This window comes from Rhodovulum kholense (assembly GCF_003053725.1).
In the GTDB taxonomy this organism is placed as follows: Bacteria; Pseudomonadota; Alphaproteobacteria; order Rhodobacterales; family Rhodobacteraceae; genus Rhodovulum; species Rhodovulum kholense.
Map to the genome: position 1 here is coordinate 24,314 of NZ_QAYC01000023.1, position 16,667 is coordinate 40,980.

Sequence of the window (16,667 nt, forward strand, 5' to 3'; positions counted from 1 at the left end):
GGATCAGCTCCGCTTCAGTTTGGGGTCGAGCGCGTCGCGCAGCCCGTCGCCCATCAGGTTGATCGACAGCACCGTGATCAGGATCGCGAGGCCGGGGAAGGTCACGACCCACCAGGCGCGCAGGATGAATTCGCGGGCCTCGGCCAGCATCGTGCCCCATTCGGGCGTCGGCGGCTGCGCGCCCATGCCCAGAAAGCCCAGGGCCGCCACGTCGAGGATCGCGTTCGAGAAGCTCAGCGCCATCTGGACGATGATCGGTGCAAGGCAATTGGGCAGCACGGTGATGAACATCAGCCGCCCCAGCCCGGCGCCCGCGACCTTGGCCGAGGTGACATAGTCGCGGGTCCGCTCGCTCATCACCGCGGCGCGGGTCAGGCGCACATAGTGGGGTTGCAGCACGACGGCGATGGCGATCATCGCGTTCAGAAGCGTGGGGCCGAGGATCGCCACCAGCACCAGCGCCAGCAGCAGCGAGGGGAAGGACAGGATGATGTCCATCAGCCGCATGATGACGGTGTCGAGCCATTTCGGCGCGAAGCCCGCGACCAGCCCGATCAGGATGCCGGTCGAGGCGGCCAGCACCACGACGACGAGGCCCACGAAGAAGGAATAGCGCGCCCCGTAAAGCAGCCGCGAGAGGATGTCGCGGCCCAGCGGGTCGGTGCCCAGCGGAAAGCGCCAGCTGCCCTCGGCGGTCCAGAACGGCGGCAGCAGCGTGTGGTCGCGGAACTGCTGGGTCGGGTCGTGCGGCGCAATGACATTGGCGCCGATGGCCAGCAGCACGAAGAAGGCGAAGACGTAAAGCCCGATGACGGCGCCGCGGTTCTCGCGGAAATAGCGCCAGAACTCCTGCAGGCGGCCGGGGCGTTCGGGGGCGGGGCGGGTCGCGTCTGCGGTCGCGTCGGCCATGTCAGCGTTTCCGGATCTTGGGGTTGATGACGCCATACAGCAGGTCGACGATCAGGTTCACGATCATCACCATGCCCGCGATCAGCAGCAGGCCGCCCTGCACGACGGGGTAGTCGCGCCGGTAGATGCTGTCGACCATCCACTTGCCGATGCCGGGCCAGGAAAAGATCGTCTCGGTCAGGATCGCGCCCGCCAGCAGCACGCCGACCGACAGCCCGATCACCGTCACCACCGGGATCAGCGCGTTGCGCAGCGCATGCAGGCCACTGACCCGGATCGGAGCCAGACCCTTGGCGCGGGCGGTGCGGATATAGTCCTCGCCCAGCACCTCCAGCATGGCCGACCGGGTCTGCCGCGCGATCACCGCCAGCGGGATCGTGGCCAGCACGATCGAGGGCAGAATGAGGTGCTCGACCGCCGAGGCGAAGGCGCCCTTCTGGCCCGACAGAAGCGAGTCGATCAGCATGAAGCCGGTCGCGTCGGGGAAGTAGTACAGAAGGTCGATCCGGCCCGAGACCGGGGTCCAGCCCAGGTTGCCCGAGAAGACGATGATCAAGAGCAGCGCCCACCAGAAGATCGGCATCGAATAGCCCACAAGCGCCGTCGACATCAGCGCCCGGTCGAAGAACTTGCCCCGGTTCACCGCGGCAATGACGCCCGCGGGGATGCCGAGGCAGATGGCGATGACGATGGCGCAGAGCGACAGCTCGACGGTTGCGGGGAAGAGGGCGAAGAACTCGTCCCAGACCGGCTTCTTGGTGACGTAGCTCATGCCGAGATTGCCGTGCAGGATACCGGTCAGGTAGTCCCAGAACTGGACGATCAGCGGCTGGTCGAAGCCGAACTGTTCGCGCAGCTCCTGATAGCGGGCCTCGGACAGGCCGCGTTCGCCGGCCATGACGATGATCGGATCGCCGGGCAGCACCCGGATGAAGGCGAACGAGATCAGCGTCACGCCGATGAAGGTCGGCACGAAGGTCAGCAGTCTTGTTAGGAAAAATCTGAACATTTTCTTGCGGCCGTGTCCGTGGACTGGGGGCGTACTGGTGTCATGGCCGCGCCCAATGCCCCTAACGGCGGGGCTTGTAAAGCCCCGCCGCCCATTTCTTGATCACTTGTCGAGGCTGACCTCGGTGAAAATGTGCAGCCCGAGCGGGTGGACCTTGTAGCCCTGCACCTCGTCGCGCATCGGCATGAACACCTTCGAATGGGCGATCGTGGCCCAGGGGGCCTGCTCCTTGAAGATGACCTGGGCCTCTTCGTAAAGCTTGGCGCGGTCGGCCTGGGTCGGCAGGGTCTTGGCCTTCTGGATCAGGTCCTCGAAGGGCTGATAGCACCATTGCGACCGGTTCGCCCCGCCGACGCCGTCACAGCTGAGCAGGGTGGCCAGGAAGTTGTCCGGGTCGCCGTTGTCGCCGGTCCAGCCCAAGAGCACCGCACCGTCGCGGTCCACGTCCTTCGAGCGGTCGAGATATTCGCCCCACTCATACGAGACGATCTCGGCCTTGACCCCGACCTTCTCGAAATCGGCCTGCAGCAATTCGGCCATGCGCCGGGCGTTGGGGTTGTAGGGCCGCTGCACCGGCATCGCCCAGATCTTCATCGACAGATCGGTGACGCCTTCCGCTTCCAGCATCGCCTTGGCGGCCTCGGGATCGTAGGGATCGTCCTCGACCGCGTCGTTATAGCTCCACATGGTCGGCGGGATCGGGTTCTTGGCGATCTCGCCCGAGCCCTGGAACACCACGTCGATGATGGCCTGCTTGTCCATCGCCATGTTCAGCGCCTTGCGGACCTTCGGATTGTCGAAGGGCGGCTGCTGGGTGTTGTAGGCCATGTAGCCCACGTTCAGGCCTTCCTGCTCCTGCACGGTGATGCCGTCCTCGGACTTCATCTCCTCGATATCGGCCGGGTTCGGGAAGGGCATCACATGGCATTCGCCCGCCTTCAGCTTCTGGTAGCGGACCGAGGCGTCGGGGGTGATCGCGAAGATCAGGTTGTCGAGCTTCGGCAGCCCCTCGCGGTAGAAGCCCTCATGCTTGCGGTACCGGATCACCGCGTCCTTCTGGTAGGCGACGAAAGCGAAGGGACCCGCGCCCAGCGGCTGCTGGTTCAGCATGTCGGGCCTGCCCGCGTCCAGCAGCTGATCGGCATATTCCTTGGACATGATCGAGGCGAAATCCATCGCCAGGTTGGCAATGAAGGGGGCCTCGGGCCGTGTCAGATGGAAGGTGACGGTCAGGTCGTCGACCTTCTCGATGCTCTCGATCAGCTCGGGCATCGACATCGCGTTGAAATATTCGAAGGTGCCGCCCGAGGCGTTGTGGAAGGGGTTCTCGGGGTCGAGCTGGCGCATGAAGCTGAAGATCACGTCATCGGCGGTCATGTCGCGCGTCGGCGTGAAGAAATCGGTGGTCTGGAACTTGATGCCGGGCCGCAGATGGAAGGTGTAGGTCTTGCCGTCCTCGGAGATGTCGTAGCTTTCGGCAAGCCCCGGGACCACTTCGGTGGTGCCGGTCTTGAACTCGACGAGGCGGGCATAGACGGCCTGTCCGGCGGCGTCGAAGGTCGTGCCCGAGGTATAGAGCGCCGGGTCGAACCCTTCGGGCGAGCCCTCCGAGCAATAGACCAGCGTCTGTTGCGCGGCGGCGGCCGTGGCCATGGTCAGCGCAAGCGCCGAAGTTGTCAGAAACGTGTGTAGGGTCATTTTGTACCTTTCATGGGATCCCGGCACCCTGTCCCATCGGTCATGCCGGTGATCTGTGCGTTGTCGAAGGCCCGGACAGCAAATCCGGTTGCGGCCGGGCGGTCAACGGCAACTTGCCGGGCCGGACGCGAAGGCAGGCCCCATTGCCCGCCGGTTGGCAAAGGTCCAGTGAAAACGGCGGGGCGACAGCGCCCCGCCTGCGACAAGAGGCCTCTGCTTCAACCGGCGTACTGGGCGATGAAATAGCCCGCGACCACCGCCGTCCCGATCACGCCCGCCACGTTCGGGCCCATGGCATGCATCAGCAGGTAGTTCCCCGGATCGGCGCGCTGGCCCTCGATCTGGCTGACGCGGGCGGCCATCGGCACCGCCGAGACCCCGGCCGACCCGATCAGCGGGTTGATCTTGGTGCGACTGACCAGGTTCATCGCCTTGGCCATCAGCACACCCGCGGCGGTGGCGATCCCGAAGGCGATCACCCCGAGCCCGAGGATCTTCAGCGTGTCGGCATTGAGGAACCGCTCGCCCGTCATGGTTATCCCGACCGAGGTGCCCAGCAGGATCGTCACGACGTTGATCACCTCGTTCTGTGCGGCCTTGGCCAGCCGCTCGGTCACGAGGCTTTCGCGCAGCACATTGCCCAGCATCAGCATCCCGATCAGCGCCGAGGCCGCGGGCACCAAGAGGATCACCACGACCGTCACCAGCCCCGCGAAGATCAGCTTTTCCAGCCGCGAGACCGGGCGCAGCGACTGCATCCGGATCCTGCGTTCGGCCTCGGTCGTCAGCGCGCGCATGATCGGCGGCTGGATCAGCGGCACCAGTGCCATGTAGCTGTAGGCCGCGACGGCGATGGGCGCCAGCAGATGCGGCGCCATCTTGTTGGCCAGAAAGATCGAGGTCGGCCCGTCGGCGCCGCCGATGATGCCGATGGCGCCGGCCTCCATCGGCGTGAAGCCGATCAGCGTGGCGCCAAGGAAGGTCGCGAAGACCCCGAATTGCGCCGCCCCGCCCAGAAGCAGGGTGCGCGGATTGGCGATCAGCGGCCCGAAATCGGTCAGCGCACCCACGCCCAGAAAGATCAGGGGCGGAAACAGTTCCAGATCGACGCCGAGCGAGATGTAATGGAACAGCCCCCCCGCCACGCCGTCGGCGGGCGGGTTCACCAGCCCCTCGGTCGGCAGGTTGGCCAGCAGCGCGCCGAAGGCGATGGGCACCAGCAGAAGCGGTTCGAACTTGCGGAAGATGGCGAGGTAGAACAGCCCCGCCACGATCAGCCACATCGCCGCCATCTGCCAGGTGACATCGGGCAGGGCGGTCATGTCGAAAAGGCGTTCGAGCCGGGCGCTCAGCGGTTCGGGCTGCATCGGACGCGCCTCCTCAGGACAGGACCAGAAGGACCTGCCCCTCGGTCACGGTCGCGCCGGGGGCCACGTGAAGCGCGCTGACGGTCCCGGCCTGGGGCGCGCGGATATCGGTGTTCATCTTCATCGCCTCGAGCACCAGCAGCGGATCGCCCGCGGCGACGTTTTGGCCGACGGCGACCGCGACGCTGACCGTGGTGCCCGCAAGCGGGCTCAGCACCGCGCCGGGCTCGGCGGGGGCTGCCGGGGCGGCCGCGGCGACGGCCGGGGCGGTCGCGCGCGGGGCGGCTGCGGGGGCCGTGGCCGGACGGGCAGGGGCCGCCGGGGTCTCGGGCGCGCCGGTTTCGATCTCTTCCACCGTCACGTCATAGGCGGTGCCGTCCACGGTGATCCGCAGGCGCTTCATGGCTTCGGTCCTCTCATGATGTCCGGGGTCTCGCCGCCCAGCCGGGGCCGGGTCGGGCCCCATCCGGTGCGGATGCGATGGGCGGCGAAGGTCTCGATCCGGCCTTCAAGCGGCCAGCCGTCGACACGATGGGCGGGGGCGGCGACGCGGGTGATGCGATGGCCGGGCCCGAGCGTCTCGGCCACCGCCGCCGCGATGGCCGCGAGGTGATGGGGGGGCACGCCCGGCGCGATTGGCGGCTCTGGCGCCACGACGGGCCTCTCGGCCTTGCGCGCGGCCCGGATGAAGGCCCGGCCGATCAGCGCGCAGGCGCCCCAGAGGGCCGCAAGGACCAGCAGCACCACCGCAAAGCCGGTTCCGATCAGGGACAGGTTTTCCAGCATGATCGGACCTAAAGCGGGATGTTGCCGTGTTTCTTCGGCGGGCGCGTCTCGCGTTTCGACAGAAGCCCGCGCAGGGTCAGCGCGATGGCGCTGCGGGTCTGGCGGGGCTGGACGATGTCCGACACGAAGAGCCGCCCGGCCGACAGATAGGGCGAGGCGAATTCGGCGCGGTATTCGGCGGCAAGCTCGCGGGCGCGCGCGGCGCGGTCCTCGGCCTCGGCCAGATCCTTGCGGTAGAGGATGTTCACCGCGCCCTCGGCCCCCATCACCGCGATCTCGGCGGTGGGCCAGGCGATCACCCGGTCCGCGCCCATGTCCTGGCTGCACATCGCCAGATAGGCGCCGCCATAGGCCTTGCGCATGATGACGGTGATCTTCGGCACCGTCGCCGAGGCATAGGCGAACAGCATCTTGGCGCCATGCCGGATGATGCCGCGCCGTTCCTCGGCCACGCCCGGCAGAAAGCCCGGCACGTCGACCAGCGTCACCAGCGGGATGTTGAAGACGTTGCAAAGCCGCACGAAGCGCGCGCCCTTGTCCGAGGCGTCGATGTCAAGCGCGCCCGCCTTGACCATCGGCTGGTTGGCGACGAAGCCCGTCACCACGCCGCCGATCCGGCCGAAGCCCACCACGATATTGGCGGCAAAGCCTGCCATCACCTCGAGGAAATCGCCCTCGTCGGCGAGCCGGGCGATCACCTCGCGCACGTCATAGGCCGATTTCGGGTCTTCGGGGATCAGCGCGTCAAGCTCGGGGTCGTCCTCGACCGTCAGGTCGGGCTCGATCCGGTGCGGCGGGTCCATCATGTTGTTGGAGGGCAGGAAGGACAAGAGCCGGTGGACCAGCGCGACCGCATGGGCGTCGTCCTCGGCGATGAAGTGGATGTTGCCCGCGACCGAGGCATGGGCCTCGGCCGAGCCGATCTCGTCCATCGTCGTGGCCTGTCCGGTGACCGCGCGGATCACCTCGGGGCCGCAGATGAACATCTGGGCATGTTCGCGGGTCATGATCACGAAATCGGTCAGGGCGGGGCTGTAGGCCGCGCCGCCCGCGCAGGGCCCGGCAATGACCGAGATCTGCGGCACCACGCCCGACAGCTGCACGTTGCGGTAGAAGACCTGGCCATAGGCCGAGAGCGCGCCGACGCCTTCCTGGATCCGCGCGCCGCCGGAATCGTTGAAGCCCACGACCGGCACGCCCGCTTTCAGCGCATGGTCCAGAACGAGGCAGATCTTGCGCGAATGCATCTCGCCCAGCGTGCCGCCGACGACGCCGAAATCCTGGCTGAAGGCCGCGACCGGGCGGCCGTCGACGAAGCCCGTACCGGTGATGACGCCATCGGCCGGGATCGACTTCTTCTCCATCCCGAAATGGCGGGTGGCGTGCTGGGCGTGCAGCCCGGTTTCCTGGAACGTCCCGGCCGAAAACAGCGTATCGATCCGTTCGCGCGCGGTCAGCCGTCCCTTGGCGTGGCGATCCTCGGCCTTGGCCGGGCCGCCGCCCTCAAGAGCGGCCGCGCGCCGCTTGTCCAGTTCATCCGCAAGGGATCGGGAAATCGCCATGGCACCCTTCCGCTTCGGGGCCGTGCCGGGGACCGGCGCGGCCTGTTTCAGGACCGCGGCCCGGCCCTCCTGCCGGGTATACCGGAAGGTCTTCCGGCACGCCACAGGCGACCGGACGGAAGGCGGGCGCGGGGCGGGCGGCGTAGAGTCGCCCCCGAACCCCCGGATAAAAGCCCAAAATCGGGGCAGATGCCCCCGCATTGGGCGCCGACCCCCGCTTTGGCGGCGGGATTTCGCCCCGGCGGTTGAAGAATGGCCGAGCGTCCCTAGGGTTTAGGACATGCTTTCCGATATCCAATCCCGAACGGGGCCCGTCGCCCCGCAGGACGTCCTGCACCGGATCGCGTCGGGCACCCATGGCGATCCGTTCGCCGTGCTGGGTCCGCATGCCGTTGCCGACGTCCGCCATGTCACCGCCCTGATGCCCGGGGCCGAAACCGTCGACGCGCTGGCCGACCCGGGTGGCGTCCACCGGCTGTCCCCGGTGCCGGGCTGCGCAGGCCTTTTCTCGGGGCCGGTGCCGGGCGAGGGCGCCTACCGGTTGCGCGCCGCTGCCAAGGGCACGGTCTGGGAGACCGACGATCCCTACCGTTTCGGCCCGGTTCTGGGTGCGCTCGACGAGCATCTGATCGGGCGGGGCGACCATCACCGTTTGTGGGAGGCGCTCGGCGCCCATGCGATGACCCATGAGGGCGTCGCGGGCACCCATTTCGCGGTCTGGGCGCCCAATGCCCGCCGCGTCTCGGTGGTGGGGCCGTTCAACCAATGGGACGGGCGGCGCCATGTGATGCGGCGCCGCGGGGTCAGCGGTGTCTGGGAAATCTTCCTGCCGGGCATCGGGGAGAACGCCAGTTACAAGTACGAAATCCTGGGGCCGGACGGGGCGCTGCAGCCGCTGAAGGCCGACCCCGTCGGCTTCGGGTCCGAACATCCGCCCGCCAATGCCTCGGTCGTGCACGATCTGCGCGGCTATGGCTGGTCGGACGACGCCTGGATGCAGGACCGCGCGGGCCGCAATGCCCGGAGCGCCCCGATCTCGATCTACGAGGTGCATCTGGCCTCGTGGAAGCGCCGCGCCGACGGGCGGGCGATTTCCTATGTCGAGGCGGCCGAGGAACTGGTCGACTACGTCGCCGCGATGGGGTTCACCCATATCGAGCTGATGCCGGTCAGCGAATACCCGTTCGACGGGTCCTGGGGCTATCAGCCGGTCGGGCTTTATGCGCCCACGGTGCGCCACGGGCCGCCGCATGAATTCCGCGATCTGGTCGATGCGGCGCACAGGAAGGGGCTGGGGGTGATCCTCGACTGGGTCGCCGCGCATTTCCCGGTCGATGCGCATGGGCTGGGCCAGTTCGACGGCACCGCGCTTTACGAATATGCCGACCCGCGCGAGGGCTTCCATCAGGACTGGAACACGCTGATCTACAATTTCGGCCGGACCGAGGTCGCGAATTTCCTGACGGCGAACGCGCTGTACTGGCTGGAGGAATACCATATCGACGGGCTTCGGGCCGATGCGGTCGCCTCGATGCTGTATCGCGACTATTCGCGGAAAGATGGCGAATGGGTCCCGAACAAGGATGGCGGGCGCGAGAATTACGAGGCCATCGCGCTGTTGCAGCAGATGAACACGCTGGCCTATGGCACCCATCCCGGCACGCTGACCGCGGCCGAGGAAAGCACGGCCTATCCCGGCGTGACCCGGCCTGTCGATCAGGGGGGCCTGGGCTTTGGCTACAAATGGAACATGGGCTGGATGCACGACACGCTGGGCTACATGGCCGAAGACCCGGTGCATCGGCGCCATCACCACAACAAGATGACCTTCGGGCTGACCTACGCGTTTTCCGAGAATTTCATCCTGCCGATCAGCCATGACGAGGTGGTCTACGGCAAGGGCTCGATGCTGACCAAGATGCCCGGCGACCGCGCGGCGCAATTCGCCAATTTGCGCGCCTTCTACGGGTTCATGTGGGCCCAGCCGGGCAAGAAGCTTCTGTTCATGGGGCAGGACTTCGCGCAGGAGGCCGAATGGGCCTATGCGGGCAGCCTCGACTGGGCGGCGCTGGACAGGCCGGAACATGCCGGGATGCAGCGGCTGGTGCGCGATCTGAACACGCTTTACCGGGGCACGCCCGCGCTGCATGCGCTGGATTTCAGCCCCGAGGGGTTCCAGTGGATCGAGGCCGACGATGCCGACCGGTCGGTCTATGCCTGGCTCCGGCGCGGCGGGCCGGACGACCCGAACGCGGTCGTTGTCTGCAACTTCTCGCCGGTCGAGCAACCGGCCTACCGGCTGGGCCTGCCTGCGCCCGGACGCTGGCGCGAGGCGCTGAACACCGATGCCAGGATCTATGGCGGGCAGGGGCGCGGCAACATGGGCGGCGTCGCCGCCGAGGCCCGCCCCTGCCACGGTCAGGCAGCCTCGGCCCGGCTTTGCCTGCCGCCGCTTTCGACCGTCATCCTCGTGCATGAGCCCGGCGCATGAGGGACGATGCGACAGACCGCGACGGTGCGCCCGACAGCCCCTTCGATGGAAAGGACGACCACGTGGCCCTGAGGGACCGGATCGAATTCGACGAGGCCGCCGCCCGGGCGGAAGCCGAGGCCGCGACCCACGCGCTGACCACCGCCGAGACCGCCTTCGAGGCGCAATGCCGGATCGCCCGCAGGCTGGGCGGCCGGGTCGAGGACGGGCGCGCCTGTTTCGGCTTCTGGACGCCTGAATTGCAGGATGCGCGGGTGCCCTCGGGCGACATCTTCCTCGAGGTGCTGAGCCCGGTCGAGCCCCTGGACCTGACCCGCGCGCATCAGGATGTGCGCTTCGAGCGCGCCTGGGTGCCGGTCATTCGCGAGGATGCGCATTGCTTTACCGCCGTCACCGGCATGCGCGCGGGCACGCGCGAGGTTTTGGGCGATTTCTATGCGCTGGCCTGGCGCGATGCCGAGGGCGGCTGGCACCGCATTCTCGACCCGCTGGCGATGTCGCTGCCCTTCGGCGCGATGGCCCCGGCCGAGTTGTACGATGTCGAGGCGATGCTGGCGGCGCGGGGCGATGCCGAGTATTTCCGGGCCTTCGCGGGCGAGGCGCCGCACAAGTTCGGCCCGCCCGCGAACATCCTGCAGGTCCATGTGCCGACCGCGACGGCAGGGGGCACGCTGGCGAGCCTCACCCGCCATTACCACCGCTTGGCCGAACGCGTCGCGCGCGAGCTGCCGCTGGAACCCGCGGACAAGCTCTTCCTTGGCTATGACGCCGTGCAGCTTTTGCCGGTGGAACCGACGACGGTGCATGAGGCGGGACCCGATTTCTGGCAGGAGGTCGGTGGTGACGAAGACGGCGTGACCGTTTCGCTGCTGCGCCCCGACACGACGAACTGGGGCTATGACATCGTCATTTCCGGCATGGCCACGGTCAATCCGGTGCTGCTGGAAACCGGCCGCCCCGACGAGCTGGTCGATTTCGCCGCCGAGCTGCACAACTTCCCCGGCACCCCGAAAAAGCTGATCCTCGATGTCGTCTTCGGCCATGCCGACAATCAGGGGCTGCTGGCGCTGAACAGCCATTTCTTCGCCGGGCCGAACATGTATGGCCAGAACCTCGATTATCCGAACCCGGCGGTGCGGGCGATCTTGCTGGAAATGCAGCGGCGCAAGGTGAATTTCGGCGCCGACGGGGTGCGGGTCGACGGGGCGCAGGACTTCAAGTGGTGGGATACCGCGACCCAGACCATGCGCCATGACGACGACTATCTGCAATCCATGGCCGATCTGGTGCAGGAGGCCGCGGGCACCCGCTACCGGCCCTGGTTCATCTTCGAGGACGGGCGCCCCTGGCCCGAGGAAGACTGGGAACTGTCCTCGGATTACCGCGCGGTGATCGAGGCGCAGACCGATGACGACGTGTTCCAGTGGGGGCCCCTGACCTTCGCCCATAACACGCCCTTCCTCTACACCTTCTGGATGTCGAAATACTGGCGCATCCGCGAGATCCTCGAGGTCGGCGCCAACTGGATTTCCGGCACCTCGAACCACGACACGCTGAGGCGCGGCACCCAGGTCAGCCCCAAGCTGAACGTCAATACCCGGCTGGGCCGCACCCGGATGGAGATCCTCGACAAGGCCTATGACAACCCGGCGAACCATGTGCTGACCTATGTCGCGTTGCCGGGCGTGCCGATGGATTTCCTCAATGCCATGGCGCGGGCCTCCTGGGGCTTCATCCGCAACCAGGACGACCGCTATGGCGTGAAGGTCGTGGCCGAAGAGGCGATCAGCCTGAAATGGCAGGTCGACGAATACAGCTATTCGGTGCCCGCCAATTTCCGCCGTCTGAAAGAGATGGGCTTCGAGACCCGGGCCGATCTGGTGCGGTTCTTCGAATTCCTGCCCGCGCTGGTCGAGGTGACCGAATACGATCTGGACGAGATCGCCCGGCTGCTGAACAAGGCCGAGCCGCCGCTGGCCGGCCCCGAGGTCTATACCGTGGCCGCGCTCAAGCACATGGCGCGGGCCTGGATGGACGACATGCACGAATATTGCAACGTGTCGAACTCGCTGCCGACGCTCGATGCCGATCAGGCGGCGTTCTGTCTGTCGCTGCGCGGGTTCCGCCGCAAGCGGCCCTGGCTGGCCGCGAATTACGGGCCGCGCGACCGGTTCGACTATCAGCGCCCGATTGCCGGGCGGACGCTCTTCACCGCGCTCCGGCACGGGCCGGAGGGCGAACAGATCTTCGCGGTCATGCATATGGAGGGCAAGCCCACGGCCGAGATCGACCCGCTGAGCCTGCCGGTGCCGGGGATCGAGGGCGGCGGCTGGGAGGTCGCGCTGCGCACCCCCTCGATCGGGGCCGATTATCTGGGCGGGCCGATCACGCTGACGGATTCCATGGCGCTTGTGTTCTCGCGCCGGGTGCCGGGCTAGCGGCCCCGCCGTCGGGCGACGCCGCCGCGTTGCCCGGGGCGCCCGGCGGTCGAGCGGCCCTTGGCCCGGGTCGAGGTCTCGACCGCCTCTTCGACGGCCGATTGCCGCGCCAGCGGATCGTCGGCGATGGCCAGATCGACCGCCTCGAGCCGCTTGATCTCGTCGCGCAGCCGGGCGGCTTCCTCGAATTCGAGGTTCTCGGCGGCCTTGCGCATGCTGGTCCGAAGCCCGTCCAGATGGGCCTCGAGATTGCCGCCATGCATCGGCTTGTCGACCGTCGCGGTGACGCGGGACATGTCGGTATCGCCCTGATAAAGCCCGGCCAGAATGTCCTCGACATTCTTCTTCACCGTTTCGGGCGTGATGCCGTGTTCCTCGTTATAGGCGATCTGCTTCTCGCGTCGCCGCTCGGTCTCGCGCAGCGCGCGTTCCATCGACCCGGTGATGCGGTCGGCATACATGATGACCCGCCCTTCGGCATTCCGCGCCGCCCGGCCGATGGTCTGGATCAGCGAGGTTTCCGAGCGCAGGAACCCTTCCTTGTCGGCATCGAGGATCGCGACGAGGCCGCATTCGGGAATATCCAGCCCCTCGCGCAGAAGGTTGATGCCGACCAGCACGTCGAAGGCGCCAAGGCGCAGGTCGCGCAGGATCTCGATGCGCTCGATCGTGTCGATGTCGGAATGCATGTAGCGCACCCGGATGCCCTGTTCATGCAGGTATTCGGTCAGATCCTCGGCCATGCGCTTGGTCAGCGTGGTGCAGAGCGTGCGGAAGCCCTTGGCCGCAACCCGCCTGACCTCGTCCAGCAGATCGTCGACCTGCATCTCGACCGGACGGATCTCGACCACGGGGTCCAGAAGCCCGGTCGGCCGGATCACCTGTTCGGTGAAGACCCCGCCGGTCTGGTCCAGCTCCCAGGCGCTGGGCGTGGCCGAGACGAAGACCGATTGCGGCCGCATCGCGTCCCATTCCTCGAATTTCAGCGGGCGGTTGTCCATGCAGGAGGGCAGGCGGAAGCCATGTTCGGCCAGCGTGAACTTGCGCCGGTAGTCGCCCCGGTACATGCCGCCGATCTGCGGCACCGAGACGTGGGATTCATCGGCGAAGACGATGGCATTGTCGGGAATGAACTCGAACAGCGTCGGCGGCGGCTCGCCCGGGGCGCGCCCCGTGAGGTACCGCGAATAGTTCTCGATCCCGTTGCAGAAGCCCGAGGCCTCGAGCATCTCGAGATCGAACTGCGTACGCTGTTCCAGCCGCTGGGCCTCGAGCAGCTTGCCCTCGTCGGTGAGCTGGGCCAGCCGCTGCTTCAGCTCTTTCCTGATCCCGGTGATGGCCTGCCGGATCGTCGGCTTGGGCGTGACATAGTGGGAATTGGCGTAGACCCGGACCTTGTCGAAGCTGTCGGTCTTCTTGCCGGTCAGCGGGTCGAATTCGGTGATGCTTTCCAGCTCCTCGCCGAAGAACGACAGCTTCCAGGCGCGATCCTCAAGGTGGGCGGGCCAGATTTCAAGGCTGTCGCCCCGCACCCGGAACGACCCGCGGTCGAAGGCGGCATCGTTGCGGCGGTATTGCTGCTGCACCAGATCGGCAATGATCTCGCGCTGGTCATAGAGCTTGCCCGCCTCCAGATCGAGGGTCATGGCCATGTAGAGCTCGGGCGAGCCGAGACCGTAGATGCAGGAAACCGAGGCCACGATGATGACGTCGTCGCGCTCCAGCAGCGCCCGGGTGGCCGAGTGGCGCATCCGGTCGATCTGCTCGTTGATCTGGCTTTCCTTCTCGATATAGGTATCCGAGCGCGGCACATAGGCCTCGGGCTGGTAGTAGTCGTAATAGCTGACGAAATACTCGACGGCATTCTCGGGGAAGAAGCCCTTGAACTCGCCGTAAAGCTGGGCCGCGAGGGTCTTGTTCGGGGCGAGGATGATCGCCGGGCGCTGGGTTTCCTCGATCACCTTGGCCATGGTGAAGGTCTTGCCGGTGCCGGTCGCGCCCAACAGCACCTGATCGTGGTCCCCTTGCGTGATGCCCGCGACCAGTTCGGCGATGGCGGTCGGCTGATCGCCGGCGGGCGCGAAGTCCGAATGCATCACGAAGCGCTTGCCGCCTTCCAGCTTTTCGCGGGGGCGGGTCTCGACGGTGGGGGCGTCAAGCGTATGGGGCTCGGTCGAAGAAGGCATGGTGGCGATTCCCGGGAACTGGCTTCCCAGATTTGTCCCGGACCGGGCGACGTTCAAGGGGGCAGGGCGGTATCCTGCGGTATGCAGGCTCTTGCAAGGCGCGGTCCGAGCCCCCATAACAGCAACGAAGAGAGAACCCGGAAGGGAGACATGCCCATGCGTGCCCGCATCTATCAGCCCGCCAAGACCGCGATGCAGTCGGGTCAGGCCAAGACCCATCACTGGGTGCTGGATTTCGGCCCGCAAAGCCCGCGCGAACTCGATCCGCTGATGGGCTGGACCAGCTCGGACGACACCCAGTCGCAGGTGCGCCTGCGCTTCGAAACCCGCGAGGCGGCCGAGGATTACGCCCGCCGCCATGGCATCGACGCGGTGGTGCTGCGCCCGAAGAAGCGCGCGCCGAACGTCCGGCCGATGGGCTATTCCGAGAATTTCGCGGTCAACCGCCGCGGCGCCTGGACCCACTGAGACCGCTGTAAATCGGGATCAAGTTGCGGCCGAATGGGCCACATGATCCGGCCGAGGTCTATTTTGAAGGGCGTGGATGTACCCGCTTTCATTCCGCTTCGCGGTTATTCCTTTCGGCATCTGGTCCAGTGAAACGCTTCGACCGACCATCGGCTCTCGCATGGATTGGCGTGGACGGTGCGCATGCTGCGCTTGTTGAAGCCACTGAAATGAGAGGCCGATCGCTTCGGCGAGGCGTAGTCAGAGAAAGCAGATGAATGCGCAAACCGAAGCATAAGTCTGCGCAAGGGGTGTCAGGGGCGACACGTACCGCCTGGTTTCTCTGGGCTGCTCTCTGAAAGACGGTGATGGGGGCGCTGGCGCTTATGCTCCGGCGCCTTTCGCGTATGGAGAGGATTCGGCGGTTCGTCGCGTGGGGCCACGGATCCGGCGGAGTGCCGTTGTGCTCTCCCCGTATGAGCCTGAGCATGGCGCAGTGGGGCTGGCTTGCGATGGTGAGCCCCTGGACAAGAGGTCGCTTGGATGCGGTGGGAACTCCGATGAAGACCAAGAAGTCAACGCAAGCTGTCGCTACGATACTGAACCGATATCAGCGTTGGAGAAATCGTCAGGTGCCCGTCACAGCAACAGATGCCTACGCCGACGCCATTGCTCGCGTCTGTAGAGGCGACGTCGACCTCGACTCGGGTGAAAGGGGCCTCATCCACCTCAAGCGCCAGAAGGTCATTTCCGGCCGAAGACTGGTCACGCCACTTGCTCGCCATCAGCGCGAGATCAGACCTGAGTGACGCCTCCCGAGGGCTTCCTGGGGTGCTGGGCTCAACACCAGTTACGAATACACGAAGCGTCATCGCTCTTGGGAGCGAATGGTTTGCTACAAGGGCCATAGTCACCGCTCACGCCCGGCGCTGCATGATGATCTGCCCTGGCTCGAAGGGCGGGAAGTGTGAATTCGCCGCGTCGCAGCGCGAATTGGGTTATTCCGCGAATGTGGACCTTCAACACGTAATGCCCCGTCAGACGGCCCCCGCCGGAGCGTTGCTCCTTAAGTGCGCTTCATAGCGTCTCAGGTATCCGACCGCAGGCCGCGGCGAGTGAGATCGATTGCGATGACCGTGACCTCGTCGATGTCCGGCCGATCGCGAGCAATTGAATGCCAGTAGTCCTGCAAGGCGGTCTCCAGATCATTCAGATCAACTCGGTGGCCGCCAATTTGCCACTTTCGATCGGCCACCCGCCCCTGCCATACGAGGAGCATGATACCCCGGCCACCTGCCTCAGCGCGGAGATAGTCTCCAGCGAGTTGATTTCGGAGCCGCTCACACAAATCCGGCCCCGCCCAACCGTTGTCCAGTAGCTTCAGTTCAATCGGAACGGGAGTGACGCCCGGCGCTTGGACCCAAATATCGGGCCGCTGGGCGTTTGGCATCTCGTTCTCCTGTGCACACGTGTAGCGCCCATTCGCCAAGTCGTTCAGGCGACCGGTGATGAGGTTTCTCACCTCCGTTTCCGCTTCCGCGCGCCGCCATGTCTGATAAGGGCTGTCATCGCTATCCTCCAACCAAGCGCGGATATCGATTAGCCGGTGCACGGCAACAGAGAAGAGTTGGGCGTTGGTTGCCGGGGCGCTGTTGCGCAAATCAGCTGACGACCGCAGTTCCCCTTTCCCCGGACACACTTATCCCATGGCCACGGTGAGCGGGATGCCGAGCGCCGTGAAGCGGTTGAGGACCGCCGCCCGGATCTGGACTTC

General features: G+C 66.3%; 13 protein-coding genes. 4 read left to right on the forward strand and 9 right to left on the reverse strand.

Annotation, left to right across the window (positions count from 1 at the left end; all coding sequences use genetic code 11):
• Nucleotides 1-3: 3 nt before the first annotated feature.
• From C8N38_RS19385 to C8N38_RS19415, 7 genes are all read right to left on the reverse strand, one after another.
• Complete coding sequence (locus C8N38_RS19385; RefSeq protein WP_108028783.1) at nt 4-909, reverse strand: ABC transporter permease subunit; 906 nt, start codon at nt 907-909, stop codon at nt 4-6.
• A gap of 1 nt (nt 910) precedes the next feature.
• On the reverse strand, nt 911-1,918 hold the full coding sequence (locus C8N38_RS19390) for an ABC transporter permease subunit (RefSeq protein ID WP_108028784.1): 1,008 nt from the start codon (nt 1,916-1,918) through the stop codon (nt 911-913).
• A 102-nt stretch (nt 1,919-2,020) separates the two neighbouring features.
• Nucleotides 2,021-3,616 (reverse strand): ABC transporter substrate-binding protein, encoded by a 1,596-nt coding sequence (locus C8N38_RS19395; RefSeq protein WP_108028785.1) that lies wholly within the window; start codon nt 3,614-3,616, stop codon nt 2,021-2,023.
• Nucleotides 3,617-3,834: 218 nt separating this feature from the next.
• Nucleotides 3,835-4,983 (reverse strand): sodium ion-translocating decarboxylase subunit beta, encoded by a 1,149-nt coding sequence (locus C8N38_RS19400; protein WP_215731181.1) that lies wholly within the window; start codon nt 4,981-4,983, stop codon nt 3,835-3,837.
• A 13-nt stretch (nt 4,984-4,996) separates the two neighbouring features.
• Nucleotides 4,997-5,386: a biotin/lipoyl-containing protein gene (locus C8N38_RS19405; protein ID WP_108028786.1), complete on the reverse strand. Its 390-nt coding sequence runs from the start codon at nt 5,384-5,386 to the stop codon at nt 4,997-4,999.
• Complete coding sequence (locus tag C8N38_RS19410) at nt 5,383-5,769, reverse strand: OadG family transporter subunit (RefSeq protein WP_108028787.1); 387 nt, start codon at nt 5,767-5,769, stop codon at nt 5,383-5,385. The genes C8N38_RS19405 and C8N38_RS19410 overlap by 4 nt, the downstream gene beginning before the upstream one ends.
• Before the next feature lie 8 nt (nt 5,770-5,777).
• On the reverse strand, nt 5,778-7,331 hold the full coding sequence (locus C8N38_RS19415; RefSeq protein ID WP_108028788.1) for an acyl-CoA carboxylase subunit beta: 1,554 nt from the start codon (nt 7,329-7,331) through the stop codon (nt 5,778-5,780).
• Nucleotides 7,332-7,611: 280 nt separating this feature from the next.
• On the opposite strand from C8N38_RS19415, the gene glgB reads away from it, so the two are divergent.
• Complete coding sequence (gene glgB / locus C8N38_RS19420) at nt 7,612-9,822, forward strand: 1,4-alpha-glucan branching protein GlgB (protein WP_108028789.1); 2,211 nt, start codon at nt 7,612-7,614, stop codon at nt 9,820-9,822.
• Complete coding sequence (gghA, locus tag C8N38_RS19425) at nt 9,819-12,260, forward strand: glucosylglycerol hydrolase (RefSeq protein ID WP_108028790.1); 2,442 nt, start codon at nt 9,819-9,821, stop codon at nt 12,258-12,260. The genes glgB and gghA overlap by 4 nt, the downstream gene beginning before the upstream one ends.
• On the opposite strand, the gene uvrB is transcribed toward gghA, so the two are convergent.
• Nucleotides 12,257-14,446: an excinuclease ABC subunit UvrB gene (gene uvrB, locus C8N38_RS19430; RefSeq protein ID WP_108028791.1), complete on the reverse strand. Its 2,190-nt coding sequence runs from the start codon at nt 14,444-14,446 to the stop codon at nt 12,257-12,259. The two genes, gghA and uvrB, sit on opposite strands and share 4 nt — an antisense overlap.
• 156 nt (nt 14,447-14,602) lie before the next feature.
• Between uvrB and C8N38_RS19435 the strand changes: the two genes are divergently transcribed.
• Together C8N38_RS19435 and C8N38_RS21210 are read left to right on the forward strand one after the other, a co-directional pair.
• The gene (locus tag C8N38_RS19435; protein ID WP_108028792.1) at nt 14,603-14,914 is read left to right on the forward strand and encodes an ETC complex I subunit; all 312 of its coding nucleotides are present in this window, start codon (nt 14,603-14,605) and stop codon (nt 14,912-14,914) included.
• Between the two features lie 539 nt (nt 14,915-15,453).
• Nucleotides 15,454-15,702 (forward strand): hypothetical protein, encoded by a 249-nt coding sequence (locus C8N38_RS21210; RefSeq protein WP_146176321.1) that lies wholly within the window; start codon nt 15,454-15,456, stop codon nt 15,700-15,702.
• Nucleotides 15,703-15,980: 278 nt separating this feature from the next.
• On the opposite strand, the gene C8N38_RS19445 is transcribed toward C8N38_RS21210, so the two are convergent.
• Nucleotides 15,981-16,415, reverse strand: a complete 435-nt coding sequence (locus C8N38_RS19445) for a hypothetical protein (protein ID WP_215731182.1) — start codon at nt 16,413-16,415, stop codon at nt 15,981-15,983.
• Nucleotides 16,416-16,667: the final 252 nt, after the last annotated feature.

Coding starts and splice junctions, on each gene's coding strand:
- C8N38_RS19385 (WP_108028783.1), bottom strand. CDS start 909: ATGGCCGACGCGACCGCAGACGCGACCCGCCCCGCCCCCGAACGCCCC.
- C8N38_RS19390 (WP_108028784.1), bottom strand. CDS start 1,918: ATGTTCAGATTTTTCCTAACAAGACTGCTGACCTTCGTGCCGACCTTC.
- C8N38_RS19395 (WP_108028785.1), bottom strand. CDS start 3,616: ATGACCCTACACACGTTTCTGACAACTTCGGCGCTTGCGCTGACCATG.
- C8N38_RS19400 (WP_215731181.1), bottom strand. CDS start 4,983: ATGCAGCCCGAACCGCTGAGCGCCCGGCTCGAACGCCTTTTCGACATG.
- C8N38_RS19405 (WP_108028786.1), bottom strand. CDS start 5,386: ATGAAGCGCCTGCGGATCACCGTGGACGGCACCGCCTATGACGTGACG.
- C8N38_RS19410 (WP_108028787.1), bottom strand. CDS start 5,769: ATGCTGGAAAACCTGTCCCTGATCGGAACCGGCTTTGCGGTGGTGCTG.
- C8N38_RS19415 (WP_108028788.1), bottom strand. CDS start 7,331: ATGGCGATTTCCCGATCCCTTGCGGATGAACTGGACAAGCGGCGCGCG.
- glgB (WP_108028789.1), top strand. CDS start 7,612: ATGCTTTCCGATATCCAATCCCGAACGGGGCCCGTCGCCCCGCAGGAC.
- gghA (WP_108028790.1), top strand. CDS start 9,819: ATGAGGGACGATGCGACAGACCGCGACGGTGCGCCCGACAGCCCCTTC.
- uvrB (WP_108028791.1), bottom strand. CDS start 14,446: ATGCCTTCTTCGACCGAGCCCCATACGCTTGACGCCCCCACCGTCGAG.
- C8N38_RS19435 (WP_108028792.1), top strand. CDS start 14,603: ATGCGTGCCCGCATCTATCAGCCCGCCAAGACCGCGATGCAGTCGGGT.
- C8N38_RS21210 (WP_146176321.1), top strand. CDS start 15,454: ATGAAGACCAAGAAGTCAACGCAAGCTGTCGCTACGATACTGAACCGA.